Annotated in this window: 20 protein-coding genes and 3 pseudogenes; 7 read left to right on the top strand and 16 right to left on the bottom strand. The window is 42.0% G+C overall.

The annotated features are described in order from the left end of the window. Positions 1 to 118: 118 nt before the first annotated feature. From V7K38_RS13235 to V7K38_RS13220, 4 genes are all read right to left on the bottom strand, one after another. On the bottom strand, positions 119 to 2,542 hold the full coding sequence (locus V7K38_RS13235; RefSeq protein WP_334858386.1) for an endonuclease MutS2: 2,424 nt from the start codon (positions 2,540 to 2,542) through the stop codon (positions 119 to 121). Between the two features lie 186 nt (positions 2,543 to 2,728). Continuing rightward, a complete protein-coding gene (locus V7K38_RS13230; protein ID WP_334858493.1) occupies positions 2,729 to 3,025 on the bottom strand; it encodes a DUF2288 domain-containing protein in 297 nt (98 codons plus the stop codon). Between the two features lie 78 nt (positions 3,026 to 3,103). Next, the gene (locus tag V7K38_RS13225) at positions 3,104 to 4,141 is read right to left on the bottom strand and encodes an AI-2E family transporter (protein WP_334858385.1); all 1,038 of its coding nucleotides are present in this window, start codon (positions 4,139 to 4,141) and stop codon (positions 3,104 to 3,106) included. A 223-nt stretch (positions 4,142 to 4,364) separates the two neighbouring features. Continuing rightward, positions 4,365 to 5,003 (bottom strand): lysophospholipid acyltransferase family protein, encoded by a 639-nt coding sequence (locus tag V7K38_RS13220; protein WP_334858383.1) that lies wholly within the window; start codon positions 5,001 to 5,003, stop codon positions 4,365 to 4,367. Positions 5,004 to 5,137: 134 nt separating this feature from the next. Here V7K38_RS13220 and V7K38_RS29660 point away from each other — a divergent pair. Further along, positions 5,138 to 5,432 (top strand): annotated as a pseudogene (locus V7K38_RS29660) (hypothetical protein); the annotation flags it as partial. Between the two features lie 50 nt (positions 5,433 to 5,482). Here V7K38_RS29660 and fabD read toward each other — a convergent pair. From fabD to V7K38_RS13200, 4 genes are all read right to left on the bottom strand, one after another. Then, the gene (fabD, locus tag V7K38_RS13215) at positions 5,483 to 6,364 is read right to left on the bottom strand and encodes an ACP S-malonyltransferase (RefSeq protein ID WP_334858382.1); all 882 of its coding nucleotides are present in this window, start codon (positions 6,362 to 6,364) and stop codon (positions 5,483 to 5,485) included. A gap of 109 nt (positions 6,365 to 6,473) precedes the next feature. Then, a complete protein-coding gene (locus V7K38_RS13210) occupies positions 6,474 to 7,466 on the bottom strand; it encodes a beta-ketoacyl-ACP synthase 3 (RefSeq protein ID WP_334858381.1) in 993 nt (330 codons plus the stop codon). A gap of 176 nt (positions 7,467 to 7,642) precedes the next feature. Then, a complete protein-coding gene (gene plsX, locus V7K38_RS13205; protein ID WP_334858379.1) occupies positions 7,643 to 8,665 on the bottom strand; it encodes a phosphate acyltransferase PlsX in 1,023 nt (340 codons plus the stop codon). A 225-nt stretch (positions 8,666 to 8,890) separates the two neighbouring features. Beyond that, positions 8,891 to 10,372, bottom strand: coding sequence for a leucyl aminopeptidase (locus V7K38_RS13200; protein WP_334858377.1), 1,482 nt, complete (start codon positions 10,370 to 10,372; stop codon positions 8,891 to 8,893). Between the two features lie 173 nt (positions 10,373 to 10,545). On the opposite strand from V7K38_RS13200, the pseudogene V7K38_RS13195 reads away from it, so the two are divergent. After that, positions 10,546 to 10,891: pseudogene (locus tag V7K38_RS13195) on the top strand (type II toxin-antitoxin system RelE/ParE family toxin). Positions 10,892 to 10,896: 5 nt separating this feature from the next. Beyond that, positions 10,897 to 11,085, top strand: coding sequence for a hypothetical protein (locus V7K38_RS13190; RefSeq protein WP_334858375.1), 189 nt, complete (start codon positions 10,897 to 10,899; stop codon positions 11,083 to 11,085). Positions 11,086 to 11,225: 140 nt separating this feature from the next. On the opposite strand, the gene V7K38_RS13185 is transcribed toward V7K38_RS13190, so the two are convergent. The 4 genes from V7K38_RS13185 to serA form a co-directional block, all read right to left on the bottom strand. Then, a complete protein-coding gene (locus V7K38_RS13185; RefSeq protein ID WP_334858373.1) occupies positions 11,226 to 12,395 on the bottom strand; it encodes an EcsC family protein in 1,170 nt (389 codons plus the stop codon). A 597-nt stretch (positions 12,396 to 12,992) separates the two neighbouring features. Then, positions 12,993 to 14,285, bottom strand: coding sequence for a hypothetical protein (locus tag V7K38_RS13180; RefSeq protein WP_334858371.1), 1,293 nt, complete (start codon positions 14,283 to 14,285; stop codon positions 12,993 to 12,995). 199 nt (positions 14,286 to 14,484) lie between these two features. Beyond that, on the bottom strand, positions 14,485 to 15,405 hold the full coding sequence (gene prmA, locus V7K38_RS13175) for a 50S ribosomal protein L11 methyltransferase (protein ID WP_334858369.1): 921 nt from the start codon (positions 15,403 to 15,405) through the stop codon (positions 14,485 to 14,487). A 177-nt stretch (positions 15,406 to 15,582) separates the two neighbouring features. Beyond that, positions 15,583 to 17,163: a phosphoglycerate dehydrogenase gene (gene serA / locus V7K38_RS13170; RefSeq protein WP_334858367.1), complete on the bottom strand. Its 1,581-nt coding sequence runs from the start codon at positions 17,161 to 17,163 to the stop codon at positions 15,583 to 15,585. Positions 17,164 to 17,863: 700 nt separating this feature from the next. Between serA and V7K38_RS13165 the strand changes: the two genes are divergently transcribed. Continuing rightward, positions 17,864 to 18,583, top strand: a complete 720-nt coding sequence (locus tag V7K38_RS13165) for a Uma2 family endonuclease (RefSeq protein ID WP_334858365.1) — start codon at positions 17,864 to 17,866, stop codon at positions 18,581 to 18,583. A gap of 25 nt (positions 18,584 to 18,608) precedes the next feature. Here V7K38_RS13165 and V7K38_RS13160 read toward each other — a convergent pair whose 3' ends face one another. From V7K38_RS13160 to V7K38_RS13150, 3 genes are all read right to left on the bottom strand, one after another. After that, a complete protein-coding gene (locus V7K38_RS13160) occupies positions 18,609 to 18,767 on the bottom strand; it encodes a hypothetical protein (RefSeq protein WP_334858363.1) in 159 nt (52 codons plus the stop codon). Positions 18,768 to 18,900: 133 nt separating this feature from the next. Then, on the bottom strand, positions 18,901 to 19,755 hold the full coding sequence (locus tag V7K38_RS13155; protein ID WP_334858361.1) for an HIT family protein: 855 nt from the start codon (positions 19,753 to 19,755) through the stop codon (positions 18,901 to 18,903). Between the two features lie 188 nt (positions 19,756 to 19,943). Then, the gene (locus V7K38_RS13150; RefSeq protein WP_334858359.1) at positions 19,944 to 20,768 is read right to left on the bottom strand and encodes a Uma2 family endonuclease; all 825 of its coding nucleotides are present in this window, start codon (positions 20,766 to 20,768) and stop codon (positions 19,944 to 19,946) included. A 187-nt stretch (positions 20,769 to 20,955) separates the two neighbouring features. Here V7K38_RS13150 and V7K38_RS13145 point away from each other — a divergent pair. The 3 genes and pseudogenes from V7K38_RS13145 to miaB form a co-directional block, all read left to right on the top strand. After that, positions 20,956 to 21,177: pseudogene (locus V7K38_RS13145) on the top strand (hypothetical protein); the annotation flags it as partial. 419 nt (positions 21,178 to 21,596) lie between these two features. Beyond that, positions 21,597 to 21,707 (top strand): type II toxin-antitoxin system RelE family toxin, encoded by a 111-nt coding sequence (locus V7K38_RS13140; RefSeq protein ID WP_334858491.1) that lies wholly within the window; start codon positions 21,597 to 21,599, stop codon positions 21,705 to 21,707. 146 nt (positions 21,708 to 21,853) lie between these two features. Then, positions 21,854 to 23,218 carry a tRNA (N6-isopentenyl adenosine(37)-C2)-methylthiotransferase MiaB gene (miaB, locus tag V7K38_RS13135; RefSeq protein ID WP_334858355.1) on the top strand — a complete coding sequence of 455 codons (1,365 nt, stop codon included), beginning with the start codon at positions 21,854 to 21,856 and terminating at the stop codon, positions 23,216 to 23,218. Positions 23,219 to 23,595: 377 nt separating this feature from the next. Here miaB and V7K38_RS13130 read toward each other — a convergent pair whose 3' ends face one another. Beyond that, a complete protein-coding gene (locus tag V7K38_RS13130; RefSeq protein ID WP_334858354.1) occupies positions 23,596 to 23,739 on the bottom strand; it encodes a hypothetical protein in 144 nt (47 codons plus the stop codon). Positions 23,740 to 24,117: the final 378 nt, after the last annotated feature.

Genomic DNA, 24,117 nt, shown 5'->3' with positions numbered 1-24,117 from the left:
CCTAAGTTTTGGGGACAAAATTAGAAAATACAGGTGTGGAGAAGACAATTATCTAGGACTTACGCACTGTATAAAAGAATAATGTTGTGTATCAACCTAAATACGTCGTTTCAGACTTTTATTTAATATAAGCAACGGTAACACCACTACCGCCATCTGTTTGTTCTGCTGGTTCGTAGTTGTTCACTCTGGAATGCTGTTGCAGAAAGGCGTGAACTCCTTGGCGCAGTTTACCAGTACCGTATCCGTGAATAATCCAGACTGGGCCTGTAGCTTCGGAGATGGCTTTATCTAAAATGTATTCCGCATCAGCTACCCGTTTACCACGCAAATCGATGGTATTTTGGGAAGTCCGAATTTCCGGGACACTTTGTGGTGGTGGGGTTACTGGTGCTGGGGCTGGTTTGGCCTTGACGACTGGTTCGGGTTTTTGACCATCTAGAGATTCTACGTCTTGCAACTTCACCGTCATCTTCATTAATCCAAAGCGAACGCTTAACTCGCCATCTTCATTAGGGGCGGCGATTACATCAGCTATCTGTCCGAGTTTGGGAACGCGGATGCGATCGCCTAGTTTGGGCATAAACCCAGCTTTTGGTTTGGCTGGCGTTGCTGGCTGATAAAGCTGGCCAATTTGATTTAAAGCATTAGTTGCTTGCTGGGCCTCTTGGGCTGTGGGTGTACCTTTTTGCAAACGGCGAATCACTTGAGCAATTTCACCTTTTGCTTGAGCGATCGCTTGTTGGACTGCTATTTCTTGTGAAGCCCGCAAACTACTTTCCCTTTCCTCCAAACTTGCGGCTTTTGCGGATACCTCTTTGTATAAACGTTCCGCTTGCTGCAACAAACTTTGGGCTTCGGCTGCTTTGGTTTCTTGGCGGCGACGTTGGGCTTCTAAGCCAGCAATTACTTGGTTAACTTCATCTGTAGCCTCTCCTACTTGGGTTTTCGCCTGTTGTACAACTTCTGGCTTTAATCCCAAGCGTAAGGCAATAGTTAAGGCGTTAGAACGTCCAGGGATGCCCCACAGCAGACGGTAAGTAGGCGAGAGAGTGCTTTCGTCAAATTCTACAGAGGCATTTTCAAACCGCTCATCTTCGTATTTCAGGGCTTTTAGTTCGCCGAAGTGAGTAGTGGCGATCGTTAGCTGGGCATGGTTAGCGAGATATTGCAACAAAGCGATCGCTAACGCACTACCTTCAACTGGATCGGTTCCTGCACCGACTTCATCGAGTAAGACTAGGGAATTGGGCATGGGGCATGGGGGATTAGACTCTTCCTCATGTCCCTCTGCTTCCCCATTCTCCAATGCTTCTAAGATTCGACTAATGCGGCGGATGTGACCAGAGAATGTAGATAGACTTTGCTGTAAGGATTGTTCATCGCCAATATCTGCCAGCACTTTATCAAACCAAGGTATTTCTACTGGTTCGCGGGCGGGGACAAACAAACCCACTTTGGCCATCAATGCTGCTAACCCTAGAGTTTTTAAGGTTACAGTTTTACCGCCAGTATTTGGCCCGGTAATTGTCACTACCCGAATTAGCGGATTGATCAGCAAATCTACAGGAACTACTGGTTGCCCTTGTTCGTGCTGTTGTTGCCACACTAACAGAGGATGCCGTAAGTTCCGCAAGGTAATGGTTTCACTGTCTTCGCGCTGGATAAATCGGGGGGGATTTGCTCCTAGCCAGTAACTATACCGCGATCTAGCGGTTGCCAAATCTAAAGTTGTGGCGATCGCTAACAATCTCTCTAAATCTGGTTTGACTGCGGCTACTTGTTCCGTCAAAACACGGCGAACCGCTTCTTCTTCGGCTTGCTCTCTGCGGATGATTTGCCGCAGTTGGTTGCCTAGAGGTACTACGGAATTCGGTTCTACGTATAGCGTTGCACCACTGGTAGAGGTATCGTGGACAATACCGGGGATGGCATCTTTTTGCGGTGCTTTTACGGGGATGACAAAGCGATCGCTACGTTGGGTAATTAGCTGTTCTTGAACTGCTCCAGATTTTGCCTGTAAGATGTTTTGCAGCTTTTGGGTAATTTGGCTGCGTAATCGCCGCAAATCTGTGCGAATTTCTCCCAGTTTTTGACTCGCGCGGTCAGTTACCTGGGCCCGTTCATCAATACATCGGTGAATTTCTTGTTCTAGGTCTGGATAAGTCCGCAAATCGGCAACCAACTCACTCAATATCGGCAAATCTTCCTGATTGTCGATGACACGGCGCAAACTTCTAGCACCAGCGAGGGTGGTAGCGATCGCTAACAGTTCATCGCCAGACAAAACTCCGCTACGTTCCGCCCGTTCTAAGGAATCGCCAATATCTTGAATTCCCTCAAATGACAGCCCCGTAGTGAGGCGAGTTTCCAGTTGGTAGATTTCTTTGGTTTGCTCTAACAACTGTTCGCTTTGAGTCTGAGAATCGGGTATTTTCAGATGACGCGCAGCTGTCGCCCCCAGCTTAGTTGCCGCGAAGGTGGCAAGGTGCTGGCAGAGGCGATGCCATTCTAATAGTTCTAAGGTTTCAGATTGGATCAAGGTTTCAACATCTAATCTGAAATTATCGTAACAATTTTAGCTCCTAGATGGCTAAATCTTAAAAGAGAAAATTTTGCTTTAGTCAAATCAGTCAGTTAGTGCGTGGTAATAACTGGCACACAAAGTTATCTTTCGTTAGAAACTACGCCAACATCAAGTATCATCGAAAACAATACAGAAACTAATTTAAGCAGCAACTATTTCCTTCACCAAAACGTAAGGCTGAACAATGAGAGTATTAAATCGCTTATTGCGCTCAAGATTCCATTCTCCCACTTGTACTGTCGTGGGTTTGGTAATTAATTGTCGATCAATCCACTGTTCTACTGATGGAATGTTATCACTAGCGATCGCTACTCCAACATCCACCAAGTTTAACTCTGGTGACACCAAAATTACCGCATCTCGTTGTATATGAGGAATTAGCCACTCCCACTCTGACTCATCCAAAATTTCTGTTAATTCTGCTCTTAAATCCGACATCATTCCTTAATTTATATTGTCTAATAAATTATTCTACATTTAAGAGACGCGCTCAATCGCGTCTCTTTCCCCTTTCAGCTAAACTTCAGATTTCATTTCATCAATTTCAAATAAAGATACAATTACTCCCGCGATGGGAATAGATATAAAAACACCTAATAATCCTGCTACTCTAGCGCCTACTAGCAAAGCAAAAAATATCACTACAAGATTAAGATTCAGCGCACCTTGCATAATTCGGGGCGCAATCAAATTGTCTTGTATCTGCTGGAGGATAATACAAGCTATCAATACTTTCAATGCTAACCAAACACCTTGAGATAAGACAAATAGAGTAACTGTGCTTACTCCTAATGTTGCTCCTATGCCAGGAATAATATCAACGACTCCGACTATGATTGACAATATTAAAGCAAAAGGTACTTTTAATACTAAAAAAACTAAGAATGTTGAAATTGTGAGAAATGCACTTAATAATAACTGACCTCTAAAAAATCCTAAAAAAGACCGTCTAATTATACTTGTAAATTTACTGCGACGATGTTTTGGGACTATTTTTAAAATAAAATTCCACAACTTGTCTCCATCTAATAGCATGAAGAAAGCTACAACTGCAATTAATATAAAAGTCACAAAATTCGTCATAAAACCTTGTATAATTGCCAAACTAGTCACAAGAGTTGATACAGCCTGATTTCGCAATTGTTCTTCAATAAAACTTAAATCTATTTGTAAATTACGGTTTCGTAAAAATCCTTCTAATCCTTCTAATAAAGGTACTAAAGAATTCAAAAATGCAGTGATACTATCAATTAACTGTTGTCCTTGAGATAAAACCGTTAAGCCCACGGTAATTATCAGACCGCCTATAATTACAATACTGAGTAAGAATACGACACCAACCGCTACACCGTGGGGCAAAAAACGCCGCAGCCCTTGTACAGGATAGCTGAGTAAAAAAGCCAAAATTGCCGCAAATGTAAAAATCACAATGACTGATTCAAAGTAAGCTAAAAGCTGTACAATTGCCCAGCCAGAAGCAACTAAAAGCAAAAAGCGGACTAACGCCAGATTGTTTAATCGCTCCCAAAAATTCTTGGCTTCAAAGCCGCTCATAATAATTCGTAATTCGTAGTTCGTAGTTCGTAGTTCGTAGTTCGTAATTAAGAAATAGAGAAAAACTAGGTGTGTAGCGTGATAAATTTACCCACCATATAAGATGGATGATTTATTTGTTGGAATTCTCTTTGTTGATAGCTAGAGTGAATTGATTTTAATACTAGAGAAACTTAATAGCGAGCGCTACCTCCTTAAAGCATATATCTCTTGCGTATCTAACTTATCTTCCTAAATCATGCATTGCGTTAATTACCGTGGCACACTTTCGTGTCAACGCTTCTAATTCCTCTTTATTAGTGGAACTGGGAGCATCAATCAAGTTACCAATTCTCACAGTGATGGGAACTGCACGAGGTCGGGACGATCCTTTTTGTAAAATCTTTTCACTACCCCAAACACTTACTGGCAATATTGGGGCTTTTGCTTTCGCAGCCAGCAGTAGTGCGCCTCTTTTGGGGTCTGTAATTCGACCATCTGGGGTGCGAGTCCCTTCCAAAAAAACACCAACAGCCCAACCTTTATTGAGATATTCTAGGGCGGAGCGGATAGCATTGCGATCGCTATTTCCCCGACTCACCGGGTAGGCACCATACAATTTAATCGCTTGCGCCAAAATGGGGATATTAAATAACTCTTCTTTCGCCATGTATGCGACTGGACGACGTACACAGTTGGAGACAATTGGCGGATCAAAGTAACTAGCGTGATTACTCACTATCAACAAAGGCCCTGATTGGGGAACATTTTCCGCACCATAAATCTGGCCCCGAAAGTAAGAGTGAAGCATGGGGCTGACGACTGACCATTTGAAAGCGTGGTAAAGTGCCAGACTGATTAACGATTCGCGGTTTTTGTCCACAGAAGATAATGCAAATCAAACTGAATTTAGCATACGCGATCGCCAGTCTCAGATCAAACTCAAAAAATCTGTAGACATGAATTGCTTTAACCATCTGGGAATACTAAATCTGGAAATCTTTAGGATTTTGCAGTATGGTTAGTACTTTAGTTACTATTCCCGGATATCAATCACGTTAGCGAAGAACTATACAATGCTTCTCGAACCCTAGTTTATCGTGCAGTTCCAGAAGCTGACCAAAAACCTGTAGTCATTAAACTACTGAAAAATCCCTATTCGAGTTTCAGTGAACTGGTACAGTTTCGCAATCAGTACACCATTGCCAAAAATCTTAACTCACCTCTAATCATCCAAACCTATAACCTGGAACCCTATCAAAATGGCTATGCGCTGGTGATGGAAGACTTTGGAGGGATTTCTTTAACAGAATAGCGATGTGAGGATACAGAGTTTTTCATTGAAATAAAGTTCTAAAAAAATTAAACAGGTAAATTAGCAGCACTCTGGATATTTTCTAATATTAAGTCAGGGCTACTACGTTTAATCAAGCCAGTTAAAACTTTACCAGGGCCGATTTCCACTACTCGCTCAATGCCGTTGGCTGGTAATTGCAGAGAAATTTCTCGCCATCTTACAGAACCAGTCATTTGTTTATTCAGCCGTTGCTTTAAAATCTCAGCATCAATAGACGGAATTGGTTCTGCATTAGACAACACTGGCACAGTAGCTGGCTGAAATTCCACAGATTCTAAAATGTCTTGGAATTGGGCAGCCGCAGGTGCGATTAAATGTGAATGAAATGCTCCAGAAACTTTTAGAGGAATAGCACGCTTGGCTTTAACTTGAGTCATCACCGCTTGTACAGCCTCAGTCGTACCTGAAATTACCACCTGAGCCGAACTATTATCATTTGCTACTACTACATCAGGGTTTTCGGCAATGACTTTTTCCAACTGTTCGCGGTCAAAGTTAATCAAAGCCGCCATCATTCCACCGACGGCATTATCCATGAGTTCTGCACGACGCTTTACTAGATATAAACCATCTGACCACTCAAAGACACCCGCTACATAAAGGGCAGAATATTCTCCCAAACTGTGGCCAGCAACTAAATTTGGCTGGTGTCCTCGTTCTCGAAGAAGATCGGCAATAATGCTTTCCACCACATAAAGACTTGGCTGAGTATATAGCGTCTGTGATAACTTTGCTTCGTCGTTTTGACAGATTTCAGTTACAGACCAGCCTAAAATTTCCTCGGCTTGGGCAAATTTGTCTTTAGCGGAAGGTATATCTAATAAATCTATTCCCATTCCCAATACTTGAGAACCTTGTCCGGGAAACACCCATGCAGTTTTAGTCATTAGTCAGTGGTCATTGGTCAGTGGTCATTGGTCAGTAGTCAGTGGTCATTGGTCATTGGTCATTAACTAAGGACAAATGACTAATGACAAATAACTAATGACAAAATATTTATCTTCCCCATTTAAAAATTGCCGCGCCCCAGGTAAGACCGGCACCAAAGCCGGATGTAGCAATTATGTCATTGGGTTTAATTTTACCTTGTCGTACTGCTTCATCTAAAGCTAAAGGAATGGAAGCAGCTGAGGTATTGCCATACTGGGCAAGATTACTTATAACTTTATGTTCTGGGATATTCAGGCGTTGGGCAACGGCATCGATAATGCGCTGATTGGCTTGATGTAATAGCAGCCAATCTATTTGGTCAACGCTGAGGTTGGCTTGAAATAAAGCTTTATCAATGATTTCTGGCACTTTTTGGACAGCAAAGCGGTAGACTTCTTTGCCGTTCATAGTAATAGGTTGATAAGTGCCTTTAGTAATATTTACACCGGGGAGCAGTTCTTGGGAAGCACCTGCATAGGCAAGCTTGAGGTGATGATTTTGAGTGCCATCACTTTTAAGGGCAAATCCTAATAAGCGATCGCTTTTGTCAGCCTGTAATACTACTGCCCCTGCACCGTCACCGAATAATACACAAGTACGTCGGTCTTCCCAATCCACCCAGCGAGAGAGGATATCTGCCCCTATCAACAGGACGTTTTTATAAACACCCGTTCTAATGTACTGGGCTGCTGTAACTAGACCAAACACAAAGCCAGAGCAGGCTGCGGTCAAGTCAAAGGCTACTGCGTTGGTGGCTCCTAATTGCGCCTGTACTTGACAAGCACTGCCAAACAAATCGTCAGGGGTGGAAGTCGCTAGCAGAATCAGGTCTAGGTCTTCTGGTCTAATTCCTGAAGCTGCGATCGCCTGACTGCTGGCGGCAGTGGCAAGTCCACTCAAGGACTCAGATGGTGTGGCTAATCGTCGTTGACGAATTCCCGTTCTTGTGGCAATCCACTCATCTGATGTTTCAACTAGTTCACTCAATGTCTGGTTGTGTAGAAAAGTTGCTGGTACTGCCGAGCCACTTCCGGTAATTGCTACGCCTAAGTTTTGCACTCCTCATCTCCCAAGCTATCAGCTTTTTGTCATTTGTCCCTTGTCATTTGTCCCTTGTCATTTGTCCTTTGTCATTTGTCTCCAAAGTTTTTATCGCCGGGAGTCGTTGCTCAGACTTCTCTTTTTGTGAGTTGCCCTTTACAAATGACTAATGACCAATGACCAATGACCAATGACTAACCGCCTTCGCGCTCTAGGATATATTGGGACTGAATTCGTTGTATTACCTGGTTGTCAACGGCCTCTTTGGCCATGCGAATTGCATTAAAAACTGAAGGTGCTTGTGAGCTACCGTGACCGATAAAACAAACTCCTGCCACGCCTAACAGTAAAGCACCGCCGTGTTCTGCATGATCCATTCGCTGCTTAACTCGCTTCAGGTTTGGTTTTAAGATTGCTGAACCAATTTGACCATGCAATCCTTGGGGTAATTCTTCGCGCAGAATTTGCAGAATCACTTCTCCAACTGCTTCGGCAAATTTTAATAGTACGTTGCCCACAAAGCCATCGCAGACAATCACATCAAAGTTACCGGAAAGCACATCACGCCCTTCGGCATTGCCAATAAAATTAATTTGAGAATTTTCGCGGAGTAGTTGGTGGGCGCGGACGGCTGCATCATTGCCCTTAGAGTCTTCTTCACCGATATTCAACAAACCCACTTTCGGTTCGGTTGTACCTAAGACATACTCGCTGTAAGCCGATCCCATGACGGCGAACTGCTCTAAAAACTTCGGACGGCAATCTACATTTGCGCCGACATCAAGTACTAACACTGGCTTCCCAGCAACAATTGTCGGAAAAACAGTCCCAATTGCTGGACGATCAATTCCCGGTAATCGCCCTAAGCGGAGCAAAGCTGATGCCATAGCTGCCCCAGAGTGACCGGCAGAAAATACAGCATCTGCTTGCTGCTGCTTGACTAAATCCATCGCCACATTGATAGAAGCCTTGCGTTTGCGTCTAACTGCATTTAAAGGCTCCTCATCCATTGCGATCGCTTCCTCAGCAGGCACGATCTCCATCTGCCCTAAATTCGTTTTTGGTGGCAAGGCAGCTTCTATTTGTTGGGGATCACCAACTAGTAATATATCTACACCCAATTCTTCCTTTGCTCGCATTGCGCCAGCAACGATTTCACCGGGTGCGTGATCCCCTCCCATTGCGTCAATTGCGATCTTTACGCGAGTCGATCCCATTGCTCAGAGCTTTTAGAAACCTTATAAATTTTACCAGATGGCTTTGCCGAAAAAGCTTAACTTTCTGACTACCAAATTATTTCTGTTACTATTGCAACAATTTTTGCTGGCAAGCTCAACATAGCACGAATTTGGAATTGGGCATTTGGAATTGGGCATTGGGCATTGGGAATTGGGGAAGAAACTGGTTAAATAATTTCCCCTTATCTCCCCCTGCCCCCTGCCCTACTCCCCTGCCCCTAGTACCCAGCTAACTAGCATCCGAACGCCGTAGCCTGTTGCGCCTGCGCTGTTGTAGCCATTTTCTTTATCTGTCCACACTGGGCCGGCAATATCTAAGTGCGCCCAAGGTGTCTCTTTTACAAATTGCTTGAGGAAAAGGGAAGCGGTAATGGAACCACCTGGACGCGGGCCTGTATTTTTCATGTCTGCTATGCCAGACTTTAGCCCTTCAAAATATTTTTCTTCCATTGGCATCCGCCAAATCTTTTCCCCTGAAGTTTGGGCAGCTTTCTCAATCTGGGAAGCTACGTCATCATCGGGAGTGTACAAACCAGCTATATCCTCACCCAAGGCAATAACGTTGGCACCGGTTAGGGTGGCTAAATCTACGATCGCATTTAATCCCAATTTATCGGCATACACTAAGGCATCTGCTAAGGTTAAACGTCCTTCAGCGTCGGTGTTGTTTACTTCGATTGTTTTGCCATTTGATGCGGTGAGAATGTCTCCAGGGCGCATGGCGCGACCGCTAATCATGTTTTCAGCTACTGCCGAGATAAAGTGAACCTCAACATCTGGCTTAATTTGAGCAATTGCTTTTGCTGCGCCCAAAGTAGCAGCTGCACCGCCCATATCCATTTTCATGGTTTCGATGCCACTACCAGCACCTTTGATATTTAGTCCGCCGGAATCAAAGGTTACACCTTTGCCAATAATTGCTAGTTTCTTTTTGGGTGTACCTTCTGGCTTGTAAGTCAGGTGAATAAATTTAGGTGGCAACTCTGAAGCTTGGGCTACTCCTAAAAATGCGCCCATGCCCAACTTTTCACAGTCTTCTTTTTCCAGAATTTCTACTTGTAAGCCGTACTCTTTTGCGATCGCTTGAGCAGTTTCGGCTAAAGTAATTGGTGTGACTGCGTTGGCTGGTGCTGCTACTAACTGTCGTGCCAAATTTACCCCAGAAACGATTTGATTGGCGCGGGTAATGGCGGCTTCTTGTCCACCGAAACCTAGTAAATCTACGGTTTCGATTTGCGATCCTTTATCTTCTGGTTCTGATTTAAAGCGAATATCTTGGTAAAGCGCTAATTCTATACCTTCTGCGATCGCTTGAGCGCTGGCTGCTGGATCGTTATTCCATAATGGAAAACTAAATCCTAGTATTTTGCTTTTTTGCTTTTTTCCTACCCTAGCTACAGCCGCCGCCGCACGTCGTAAAGTGTCGAGTTTTAGTGCATCTGGTTTACCTAAACCTACCAAAATCAATTTACGCACTGGGCTACCAGCGTTTACACGAGTGAAGATAGTACTGCTGGCTTTACCTTTAAATTCTTCTTCTGCAATTAGTTCTTTTAATACCCCAGAAAACTTTTGATCTAAAGTTGCCAGTTCTCCAGTTAACTCCACTGCATCTTCAAATAATCCAATTGCCAAACTATCGCCTGCCCACTCTAGCAAAGGCTTATCACTAGGTTGAATTGTCATTTTGGGATTTTGTGTAAATATTCCTTCCTGTACCAGTATTGCTCAAAATTCTTGTTTCATGGTGTGGGGAGTGAGGAAAATTAGGCAGCAGAGTCCAGTAGCTATAATTTAGTGCTGAGACTGTAAATCGATATACTCTTGAAAATGGATGAAATTTTAACGATAATAAATTAGTGGAATGGCAAGTTGAGTTTCATGATGATTTTGACTCTGAGTTCGATGCTCTACCTCAAGAAGTAAAAAATGAGTTGCTTGCTACGGCTCAGGTATTAGAAAACTTTGGCTCACAAGCAAAACGTCCTCATATTGATACGCTCAATGGGTCGAAGTACCCAAACATGAAAGAGTTACGATTCTCAGCTTTTGGTGGAGTTTGCTTTTGACCCATTGAGAAAAGCAATTTTATTGGTTGCAGGTGACAAATCCGGTGTTAGCCAAAAACTTTTTTATAAACACTTAATTAAAAAGGCTGATGCCCGGTATAAAAGTCATCTTGAAAAGCTAAAAGAGGAAGGGTAAAAATAATGGTTAAAAGCCTAATAGAAAAAATTAAAGAACAGCCAATAGAAAGCCAAATTCAAATTGAAACCCGCGCTCAAGAATTAACTAGACAAAAAATTAGACTACAGAAACAGCAACTTAAAAAGGGAAAAGGCTTAAAAAAAAGCGAGGTACTTATATTTGGAAAGATTAATAATACAACATTAATTTAGTAAAACATTAGAAAACCCTGCCAATTCCTTCGAGTTTGGCAGGGTTTAAACTTATTAACAATCTTTAGCCTCATGTAACTTTTTCACCTTTAAGAGGCTAGTTTTGTCTTTGATATTCGTGAACTCTACTGTTTTACCAACTATGCCCCAATTCCATTTGGATCAATGTCAAATTTACTGGCGATCGCTGCGATTATTTCTTGCTCTGGTGGTGTAGTCTTATTGTCAAGCTGGGCAATTTTTTTACACTGAGCCAGCAAGGGTATGGCAAAATCCCGATTCAGCTGATTGAGTAGTATATCTAAAGACTTTGGTGATTTGATATTTTGGGCAATGGCATCCAACGAGGTAGGACTGAGTTTTACAGCTTGTAATTCTGGCAAAATTTCTTCCAAAGTCTTGTCTGGATGGCTAGCAAGGATCATGTGAACTAAAATTTGATCCATAACGGCTTCTTGAGCGATCGCACTTTCTAGATACTTTTCACTTTCGGCTTTTAATGTTGCCAATGTCTGTGGCGATGCCAGAGAACTAGATTCATCTAGCTTGGCTTGGTAAAATCGACAAGCAGCATACCCCAATGAATAGATCATTGTCGCATTTGAACTAGCTCCAATCATTGCACCCGCCAAGGGTACATTTCGCAGCAAACCTAATCCCGCAGCTTTCAAAAGACGACCCCCACCCAAAGCCAGACCAAAAATTGCCAAAATTTCACCTTTCCGGGCAGGATCTTTCAAATCTAGCCCATAGACTGATGCAATTTGATAAAGCATTTCTGATTGCAATTTGGTTGTCGCTGTTAAATCAATTGCTAACAATGCAACTGCTATTCCTGGCAAAATACTAGTTGCTAGTCCAACCGTAGCTGCATGAGTCGCTTTTTCAACCATGATTCGGTGAGCAATCTGGCTGGGTAATTCATTGGGATACTTTTGCTTGAGCTTATTTACCGCCGCTTCTGCTTTTTCCAAATCAACAAGGTTAGTATCAGTAATTAGCCAATTTAGATTTAACACTCCAGATAGTTTTCTAATTAGCCAATTTTCGCTCAGGCGATTCACAACCTGGCCACTGCTTTGAGTTGTTTCCTCAATGAACTTGTGTGTTTGTTTTGCTGTCGCTTCTACTGCTTCTACTGCTGTGTCTAAAACTGCTTTGCCAGTCTGAGCAACAGTTGTAATAAAAGACTCTAATGCAGACGGTTCATTTTCTACTGATGACTGAGCCTGGATTTTGATTTCTGAAGTTTCTTTGGGTGAATTAACTGATTTATTCACTACTATTTTTGGTTGGGGTTTATCTGCCATTAATTGACACCATCTTGTAAAGCCTTTCTCAACTTGTAACGAATTATAAGCGGCTCTACATCTCTCTATAAACGTAAATCTCAGGAAAATTCTATCCTTTAGGACTAGCCCTTTCAAGGTGGGTAAAAATTTTGTTGAATAGACTCGTCTTTAACCTCTTAACTCTGTGCCTCTGTGGTTAAATAAAAGACTTTTTAACCGCAGAGAACGCGGAGGGCGCAGAGAGAAAAAAAGAGATTTTACAAGTCACCTTGAAAGGGCTAGTCCTATCCTTTTATTTACCCTGCTTAACTTAATAGATCCTGAAGTAGGACTCCCTTAAGGGCTGGACAGTAGTATTCAGGAATTTTTTAGCGATCGCACGCATCTGCTCATCTAGATTGCAAAGTAAAATTAGTGAAAAGTACTGAGAGTGCAAATACTGACAAAAAAAGTAAAAATTAATAAAACAGCAATTTCAACATGAGGTTAAACTATGCCTTGCGCGGTTATACTGACTCTAACTCATGACTCAAAGTCACGAGTGTGCGGCTTGTAGAAATCAAAAGATTGCATCTCGCCATGCTAGTGTTTTTACATTCGAGTATCGGTCTAGAATTATTGACTTTGATTGTTTGAGATCACAGTACTGGTTTTTTCGTTTTCTAGTTCTCTCATTAAAGAATCAAAACCACTAGTGTTATTTCCACCTTTGGCTAATAAAGACTGAATTTTATTTATTATCGCACTCATATTGTCAGAGAAAAATCTACCAAGATTATTAACAAAGTTTTTTAGCTTCTCAAATATACTAATGTCTACAGTGGAGTACTTATTGATGATTGGGTATACAATTTTTCCTTTTTCTGTCTCATAGTACTCTTGCTCAGGCATCAACATAGATGTAAGTGGTTGCATCTGTTTTGCCATATCTGCTTCAGTTCGTTTATGGCTGAGGAATAAAACGTCGTAAACTTTTCCGTTCCAGCTAGCCCAATAATGGTTTTGGAAGAACCATCGCTTTCCATCATCACAGTTTGGTTTGTTACCTTGGTATGGGGTAGTTCCAGCTTCCGTTAAAAAAGGTTTAGCAATGCTTTCAACTGTTATTTTTTCTATACCAAAATATTCTTCTGCAACTTTTTTAAAAGTACGGGCTAATGTCTGACAATCTCCTTCTGGAGAGCCTTTTAAGAGAGTTTCTTGACTCTTGCTCACCATTGTGTATTTAAATTGGATATTCCCAAAGTTTTTGAATAATTGTTCCAGGATTTTCTCTTCTGGTAATGTGTCATCTATGCCATTTATTAATGTTTTGGCTAGTGAGTACTCCTGTAAAAATTTTTGTTTTTTATCTGCTGCTAATATTTGTTTAGAGCTTCCTTGTTCGTTGCTACTATCTGGTAGGTTTGTCTGCTGTCCTTCCTGGTTTTGCAAAGTAGGTGGATTAATTTGATTGACTACAGAAATAGCAACTCTATCCCCTTCTTGCTCATACTGATCTCCTGGTTGATCAATAGTGAGTTTTGGCTGTATTAGTTGTTCCCGCAGAGGTTGCATTTGTGCCAATGAAACAGTATCAGCACGTTTGATCGCCATTTTGTCAATGTTATGACCAAACCGGAAAGAGTGTTCCTTGCCTTGCTGCAATGACTGATTCATCTTTGCCTGTAATACAGTGAGTCGTCCCTCTCCCTCTGGCGTGATAGTGCCATGCTTGGCTTGGATTTGGAGTTTTGTTGCTTCAAACTGATGCTGTTGAAATTCCTGATTCTCAATTTTTGCCTGTACTATAGGCTTGTGGGAGCCAAGTTGAGAGTGAGTAGTTAACAGGTGCGATTGCAGCTGACTTTGTTCTGACTTAGAAGCGGATGAGTCAGCTTTCTTGGGGATTTGTAGCCGTTCTTTCATCGCTGGTTTCAAAAGTCAATAGTGGGTAATCTATATATTATGTCACTTCAGATTGCTTGATTACTTATACTTAAGTCGAATAATGTTAAAACGCATTATCCATTTTTTTTACAAGACTAACGCAAATCATAGCTGAAATCTTCATTTTCAGGTAGGGGCAATTCATTAATTGCCTCTACAGTGTATAGTTTTGCATAGGTTAAGAACGCCGTACATTCAAGCAACACCATTCTTTTCGTTTCCATAAGGTAGCTACGACCCAACCATGTTTTTCCAAAGCGTCAGCAACAGCTTTAGATTGTTCTAGTAAAATACCACTGAAGATCGCCCAAGTTTCAGGTTTAGCGATCGCACTCATTTCTGGAATCAACTCTATAATCACATTAGCCAAAATATTGCAAACAATACCGTCCACTGGTTTTTCAAGCAGTTTTGTCAAAACGTCTACACTCCCCAGTGCTGGTATTAAACGTTCTGGGCCAATGTCATTCAGGGAACCATTACTGATAGTTGATTGTACCGCTAAAGGATCGTTATCTACTGCATAGACTTTTTCGGCTCCCAATAGCAACACCCCAATGGAAAGGATACCAGAACCACAGCCAATGTCTGCAATTACCAGATGTTCATGTTTGCCACTATTACCTACAAATGACTGAGGAACTCCACTCAGTCGCATTTCTAGGGATTCCAAACATAACTGAGTGGTGGCATGGTTGCCCGTACCAAATGCTACACCTGGGTCAAGACGAATCACCAACCGTTCGGTTGTTTCTGGTAATGGTAGCCACGCGGGGTTGATTAAGAAGCGATCGCCTATTTCTTGCGGATGCCAATATTGTTTCCAGCTAGTTGCCCAATCTTCCTCATCAATTAACTGCCATTGCAGAGAGGGAGATGAAACTCCTATACAAAGGGCATCTTGACGCAGCCACAGTGACAGCGCTGCCAAATCTAGTAGCTGTGTTTGAATTGTCGATAAATAAGCCCTGACTAAAGATGAATTTCCTTTATTTTCACTAGCTGTTCCACGACAGCCAAAATCTTCCAGTCGCCAAAAGATCGAATCTTCTAGGTCTGGTTCGCATAAAATCTGTAGTTCCCACCAGGTGTTTGCCATCTTTTGAGTGCTGTTAGCGCTAGCGGGGCGTTTAGCCCGTGGTGAGTGCTGAGTGCTGAGTAAAGAGTACTGAGTGAAAAGAGTTAGGAGTTATGAGTGAGGAGTTAGAAGTTAAACAAGAGAACTCCTAACTCATAACTCCTAACTTCTAACTCTCTTAAACTCAGCACTCAGCACTCATAGAGTTACTGTATACGCATCCCGAATACCAGGGACTTTTATAATTTCATCCAAAATGCCTTCAGGTAAAGGATCATCTATACTCAGAGCCATTACTGCATCACCACGGACGATTTTACGACCTACTTGCATACTGGCAATATTCACATTAAAACTGCCGAGTAATGAACCAAGTTTGCCAATAATCCCCGGCATATCGCGGTGTAGGGTAAACAGCATATATTTGCTGGGTGGGACGTTAATGGGGAAACCGTCAACATCTGTTAGATGGATTTCCCGTTCACCGAGCAAAGCACCTGTGACAGAGTGAGTCCCTAAAGTACCTGTGGCTTCTAGATGAAGCGTTCCAGCATAGTCTCTGATGGAAGCATCGCGGGTTTCGATTACCCGAATTCCGCGTTCTTTGGCTTCTATGCTGGCATTGACGTAATTTACCCGTTCTCGCAAAGCTTGGTAAAGTAGTCCTTTGAGGGCAGCTACTATCAAAGGCTGACTTTTGTTGGTAGCAAGTTCCCCTTGCAGTCGAATATTGAGTACTTCCACCCGTCCGCCAGCTAGCTGTCCTACTAGATTACCTAGAGTTTCTGCTAGTTGCATATAGGGTTTGAGTTCTTCCAACACATCGGGGCCGAGTCCAGGAATGTTGACGGCTGAACGGGCTGGTAATCCTAAAAGGACATCCCGAATTTGTTCGGCAACATCAATGGCCACATTCACTTGAGCTTCTGCGGTAGAGGCTCCCAAGTGGGGAGTGAGGATAACTTCTTTACCTAGCGATCGCAATTCAGACTCACCCAGTGGTTCTGACTCGAATACATCTAAGGCTGCACCCCCAATTTTACCGGCTTTCAGAGCTGCTGCTAAAGCTACTTCATCAATGATCCCACCACGAGCGCAGTTGATAATCCGGGCTGTGGGTTTCATTTTTGCCAGGGTTGTGGCATTGATTAAGTGGGTAGTTTCTGGGGTTTTGGGGATGTGTAGGGTGATATAGTCTGCTTGCTGGAAGAGTAAATCTAACTCCACCAACTGACAGCCAAGCTGTTCGGCTCTTTCTGTAGAAATAAAAGGATCGTAAGCTAGGAGTTTCATCCCCATTGTCTTAGCTACAGCCGCAACATGGGAGCCAATTTTACCCAAACCGACAACGCCGAGAGTTTTTTTGTAGACTTCCGCGCCGACAAAGCTATTGCGATCCCACGCACCGCGTTTCACCGAGGCGTTAGCATCGGGGATGTGGCGAGATAAAGCCAAAATCATTGCTAGTGCGTGTTCGGCGGCGGCAATTGTATTTCCCTCTGGAGAATTGACTACTACAATTCCCCGACGTGTGGCAGCCGGGACATCCACATTATCCACACCCACGCCAGCCCGACCGATGATTTTTAGCTGAGTGCCAGCTTCAATGATTTCTTGAGTGACGCGTGTACTAGAGCGGATCATCAGCGCGTCATACTCACCAATAATTTCGAGGAGTTGGGCTGGTTTTAGACCTATTTTGACATCAACAGTCGCAACTTGCGAAAGAATGTCAATTCCAGCTTGGTCAATAGAATCTGAGACAAGAACCTTAGACATGATTACTTCATTTAAAGCTACAGGTTTTGCTGCACAAGACTTTTTAGTTTAGTCTTTATCTGTCACAATTCAGCAAAAATTATTCCTTTGAATATGAATTTAAGCTTTACTTACGCTACGTGCTGATGGTATCGAAGCGTGAGTTGCTTACGATGGGTACTTCCTCCTAAGTATTTGCAGATGAGTAGCTGTTTGCACCACCCTGTCGCTAAATATAAAGCATTAAAGCACTAAGCACTTAATATATTTATTAATAGTTAAGAGTTACCAAAATTTTATTAGTTTAAGCGATTTCCTTGGTAGCGTAGAAACGCTTGTATTCTTGACTGAGCTGCAACTTTAGCTGAGGCAATGCTCTGCACAACTAAGAAATTAGCCAGTAACTATTATATTTCTATAATCTTGATTATTTATCAATACCACAAGTGGTATCATTTAGTCAAAGTAAAATATTTGAATCGTCAAGATTATCAGATTGTGATAAGTAGGCAGACGTAATTAAATGTAAGATAAAACCTTTGTTCGTAGTGAGCGATTTATCACTCTAGAATGAGCTTCTTAGAGGCTAGATCCGCTTACTACAAGTTTAATACGTTTAATCTACGTGCATCACCAAACAGCCCTTTGTAGACATTGCTAGCGGAGAAATCGCTATAATTCTGATGAGCCAAATATCCTTTGAGTTTTTGGGAAACCAGCCATGTTAGAGTACAACTTACCAAGGTACTTGCCCTCAGCCGAGGAGCTACCAGACTCTGACGAAACGCCTGTGGATAATGAGCTACAAGAATTGATACCAGGCTTGCTGAAGGCGATCCTGCTGATACTTTGGTCAGAACGTATGGACTGGCTATTTGCCATAGATATGGGTATTTATTATCACCCCGATAAACCGCCCATTGTGCCAAATGGGTTTTTGAGCTTAGGGGTAGAGCGCTTTTATGATGAAGAGTTGCGTCCTAGTTATGTGTTGTGGGATGAAAATGTTGTACCGATTTTCGTGCTAGAAGTAGTTTCCCAAAATTATCGTAAAGAATACACCACTAAATTGGATGAATATGCAGCTTTGGGTGTACTTTACTACGTGATTTATTCCTCTCGTCGCCGTCGTAAACCCCATCTGGAAGTACATAAATTAGTTAATGGTAAGTATGAATTGCAAGAGGAAAACCCCGTTTGGCTACCAGAAATTGGTTTAGGAATTGGTTGCGAAAGGGGAAATTATTGCGGTGTAACGCGGGAATGGATGTATTGGTATGATGGGCAAGGACAACGGTATCTCACGCCCGCAGAACAAGTAAAACAAGAAACACAACGCGCTCAACAAGAAGCACAACGCGCTCAAAAAGCAGAAGAACGGGTGCAGCAATTGACAGAACAATTAAGAGCGCTAGGAATAGATCCAGATAATCTAGGCTAACTGAAATATTTTGCAATATTTTCAACTAGACTGAAAAATCTGATTTTTCATGAGTATGGTACAGTCTGACGATTTCTGGCCATTTTGCCAAAACTTGAGCGGCAGGTTGTCCAATATGCTGCTTTTTTACCCCAATCAGACGTTTTAGCGCCAGATTAAAGTCAATAATCCGGTTATTTGGCATCCAACACCAACACACCGTCACTCATAAGGTTGAGATAAATTCGAGTAAGTCATGATATTCTAGTAATTTTAATGAATTACTTCAAAGCGGTCAAGTTACAGCAGAATTCCGAATCCTGAATTCTTAGAAAAAACTATTGCTTTTTAGGAATAACGTTTCTAATTCCACTTTTAGTACCAACAGTATCATCTTTGTAACGAGGGATGATATGAATACTCGCGTGCATAATATTTTGACCTGCGGCTCGATTGATATTCATTCCTATATTAAAGCCATCAGGTTCAAATTCTGCTTTGATAATTTTTTGTACTTTGTTCACCATAAACCAGCAAGCAGATTGTTCTTTCAATGGTAGTTCAAAATAATTGCTAACATGACGTTTGGGAATAACTAAAACGTGTCCTTTGCTTATCGGATAGCCATCAAAAATAGCATAAGCAGTTGCTGATTCAGTTACTAGTTTGAGAGTCTTATGAGGATTGCAGAATATACAATAATTAGATGAATTGCGCTGATGATTATAGTGAACATACTCATATATTTCCCGATTTTCATCTAAGCGAACTGAAGTAAAGGGAAGTTTTACAATACATTGATAGGTAGGCTTTTTATGGACATAATGTTCTCTAAATCCTTCTTTTTTAAGATCCCTTCTTACAGCATAATAAGCCTTACCTCCCGGTTTTAATAGGTTTGATACTTCCATAAGAACATTAGTTTGTTCTTCAGTAAATAAAACATTTAAAATATAAAAGCAAATTATTGTATCAAATTTAGTATCAGGATATTCTGGAAAATAATAAGGGTCATAGCCTGTAATATCACAACCTTTTTGGCGTAATATTTTAACATCATTACCAAAGCCACAACCAAAGTCTAGTATTTTGCCTTGGAGAAGGTTTTGATTCAATAAAAACTGTGCAGGAAACGATAGATAACTTCTTTCGATCGCAGTAAGATGGCTGAACTGATTTTTTTGCTGTTTCATAAAATTTTGGTGCTGATTTCCCAAAATTATTATTCCCAGCATTTCTTGAGGTTATGCGATGTCTACGATTCTCACTGACTTGTACTGAGCGCAACCGAAGTAGCTTGCCGTACCACTTCTCTACGAGACGCTCCGCGAACGTGGAAGCAAGCTAGCAAGAGCGTCTCGTAGAGAAGTGCGGGCTACGCCTACGCATCAGGGTCAATACCTAGCTCACGTAACCTAGCTGCTAATATATCAGCACGTTGGCGTTCCTGTTCAGCGCGTTGGCGTTCCTGTTCAGCGCGTTGGCGTTCCTGTTCAGCGCGTTGGCGTTCCTGTTCAGCACGTTGGCGTTCCTGTTCAGCGCGTTGGCGTTCCTGTTCAGCTTGTTCGCTGCTCCACAACAGCATATTTCCTTCTGTATCCCACCAGCGCAGCCAATTCATGGTTTGACATAATCTTTCACCTTGCCAAATTCCGAGAAATAACTCTAATTCAGGAATCCAGTAACGTCCATTAGCGTCTGCTTGCTGCAAGGTATATTGTCCATTTTGTAAGCAGCGTATTTCTATGCTTGGTTCGTAAGGATCGTAGGTTACATAGGTTGGAACTTGGAGTATCTTTTCGTAATAATGGAGTTTACCGTAGGGCGGAGTTGAGCGGACTGATAGTTCTCCGCCTTCTGTGTCTGAGAGAAATTCCATCACCACAGCCACAGCAGCGCCCTCTAAATTCGGGGTATAGCTGCGACGAACTACATTTGTTCCTACAGACTGCACTTGAGGGACATAAAACCAGTCTGGGGCTTTGACAACGATTTTTTTGTTGACTGTGGCTACAAGTCCAAAATTAGAGCCAATCAGCATCTGGGGTTGGATGCGTCCTGTGCTTCCCAAAGCATCGGTAAGCGCAGCAGCGATCGCAGGTTGTTGAATATTTTCCACTGGATCGTCGGGTAAAATGAAATCGGCAGGAAGTGCTTCCCAAGTAACAGTAGGTTCTTTTTGGATGGGGTTAACTTGTAAAACCATAAAACTACTCCTAATATTAATGCACAGTTATTAGTTACTTTTAACAAATCTTCAGGACGCACAGCTAGCTGTGCGTCCCTACTAGAAATCTGGAAAGATTCTCTGACAGGTGTATATACTCCTAGTCAACCACTTAGCAGGCGTGAATATTATGGTGGAATGGTTGATTGGCTGGATAGCAAGCAATGCCTTTCTGCATCGGAAATTTTTAGAATATTTCTGTGCTTCGGAGATTGTCCGGCAGTTTGAGAAGGAACGTAGTATTTCAATTGAGGATCTCAAAACTGAAGTTTTTGGCAAACACTGGCAAGATGAAACTTGGCATGAGGTATTGCGGCTATTTGCGGGAATGATTGAGCCAAAATTTGTTGGTGAAATTCTTGATTATTTAATGGTGCAAGATGGCGAATAAGAAAAATTTCTCAATTTTTTTTAGCGGGTAGGCGTAATTAAATATAAGATCAAACCTCACCCTCAATCCCTCTCCAAAGTATCGGAGAGGGAAGCCGGAGGCAGGGTGAGGTTTGATATTTAATTTGACCCACTTACTTATCTAGATGGATTGTCTTCAGAACGCCTAAAACTGGTTGCTGACTTCTTAGCTTATCTAGCAGATAAAGAAAGTGAAGACGCTACCGATGAGTTAGTTAATATTCCTGGATTTATTGAATCCTTCTAGAGGGGTAAAAAAGATGTTATTGAGGGTCGGGTAAAAAGTTGGAGAACGATTCGGTCTGATGTATAGCGTTGTTTTATCTGCTGAAGCAGAGGAGATTTATGCTTTTGCAAACCAAGCTTTAGCCGCGATGCACTAGGTGCTTTCAGCAAATTGAACAAAATCCTCGTTTTCACTCTAATATTAAGCCTCTCAAAGGTAATTTGGCCGGCTACTATCGCTATCGTATTGGTGAATATCGCGTGATTTATCGAATTGATTGATAGCGATCGCAGTAGCGTGTCGTCAGCCAAGCTAGAGGGATATAGAACGTTTTAATACCCACAAGAGGACTTTTAAAACATCCTCTGAGAGCGTTATAGAATAGAAATAAATCTTATATACATTCGCTAATTAAGCAAAATTGCCCATGACCACTTCTAAACGCCATTACCACATTACTACCTTCGGTTGTCAGATGAATAAAGCTGACTCAGAGCGCATGGCTGGCGTTTTGGAAGATATGGGCTTTGAATGGTCAGAAGACCCAAATAATGCAGATTTAATTCTCTACAATACCTGCACAATTCGAGATAATGCCGAGCAAAAGGTATATTCCTATCTTGGCAGACAGGCAAAGCGTAAGCACGAGCAACCTAATTTAACACTGATTGTTGCTGGTTGTGTTGCCCAGCAAGAAGGCGAAGCGCTATTGCGACGAGTCCCAGAATTAGATTTGGTAATGGGGCCACAACATGCCAACCGCCTTAAAGATTTGCTGGAATCGGTGTTTGAAGGTAATCAAGTTGTCGCAACCGAGTCGGTTCACATTATTGAAGATATCACCAAGCCCCGACGCGATAGTAAAGTCACAGCTTGGGTAAATGTAATTTACGGCTGTAACGAACGCTGCACTTATTGCGTGGTTCCTAATGTACGTGGGATAGAACAATCTCGCACGCCGTCAGCTATCCGCGCTGAAATGGAAGAATTAGGACGGCAAGGTTACAAAGAAATTACTCTACTTGGTCAAAATATTGACGCTTACGGTAGAGATTTGCCAGGAACAACACCAGAAGGTCGAAATCTGCACAACTTCACAGATTTACTTTATTACGTCCATGATCTACCGGGGATTGAAAGATTGAGATTTGCTACTAGCCATCCTCGTTATTTTACAGAGAGATTAATTAAGGCTTGTGCTGAGTTACCCAAAGTCTGCAAACACTTCCACATTCCCTTTCAATCTGGCGATAATGAACTTCTGAAGGCGATGTCGCGGGGTTATACCCATGAAAAATATCGCCGGATTATCGATACCATTCGGCGGTATATGCCAGATGCTTCTATTAGTGCTGATGCAATTGTCGGTTTTCCTGGGGAGACAGAAGCACAGTTTGAAAATACCCTGAAACTGGTGGAAAATATTGGCTTTGATATGTTGAACACAGCAGCATATTCGCCGCGTCCAGGGACACCTGCTGCTTTGTGGGATAATCAACTGAGTGAAGAAATAAAAAGCGATCGCCTCCAACGGCTCAATCATTTGGGAAACTTAAAAGTAGCCGAGCGATCGCAACGTTACTTCGGACGCATCGAAGAAGTTTTAGTAGAAGACCAAAATCCTAAAGACCAAACCCAGGTGATGGGACGGACTGGTGGTAATCGTCTGACATTCTTCAATGGCGACATCAAAGAATTGAAAGGGCAGTTAGTGAAGGTAAAAATTACCGAAGTTCGTCCTTTTAGCTTGACTGGTGAACCAGTTGAAGTGAGACAAGCTATGCCAGTATAAAAAAGAGGGGGAAAGGGAACCTCATATTTAATCTTTTTTCTTTCTCAAAGCTACTTAACCTTAGCGCGGAAGCGGACAAAGCCGGAAAAATCTTTGACGAGATTGGGTAAATCTGGACTCCGCGTAATATTCACCACCACCGCCCCATTTGTGTTAATACCGCAGTATGATGGGGTTGACTCTTTAGCAGAATAAAAGCGTCCGCGATCGCTATCCTCTACACGGCAATTCCTTAAAGAATTACCGACTAGAGTTACCCAAAACCTTAAGGCTTTGGGCGGTGTTATGTGTTAGGAGTTAACTTATTAACTACTCCTGAAAAACTAGATTGAGGCAATAAACAGAAAAGCTATTGCCTACTTGTTTTACGCTTACCGTTAATTATCAAAGCTAGCGATCGCAAATATGGGTAACTTACTACTATGTCCTGCTGAATATTCAATGTAAATAGAAATGTAGCTTTTATAGCAAAGGAAACCTCCGTATAAATAAGTAACTTCTCTAGCGATGAATGAGTGCATAAAAGCTGAAAAATCAACTTTATTTTGGCAACATATATAGCAATTTTAGTGTTCAAAACACAAGCAAAACACGCTAAAACCTATATAGAAAAGGTATTTTAAATATTTACTGCTATGTCTGCGTAGTACCGTGTAGAGTGATTAGTATAAATAAATAGAAAATTCCCTTAGCGATCTAGATCGCTAAATAAAGTGATCCTGATTTGATAAATGCAAAAAAATCATAGAAATGATGCTATTTAATCATATTTATGAACGGTGTTTAGACTGAGTAAGTGAAACTATTACAGCACCTGCGTCTATTATGAGGTACACTAAATTAAAATACAAATACTTTTAAATGAAGTCATATTCTGTCGATCTTCGAGAAAAAATAGT

Source organism: Nostoc sp. (assembly GCF_036917465.1).
Lineage (GTDB): Bacteria > Cyanobacteriota > Cyanobacteriia > Cyanobacteriales > Nostocaceae > Nostoc.
The sequence above is the reverse complement of the archived record's forward strand: the minus strand, read 5'-3'. Positions and strand labels throughout refer to the sequence as shown.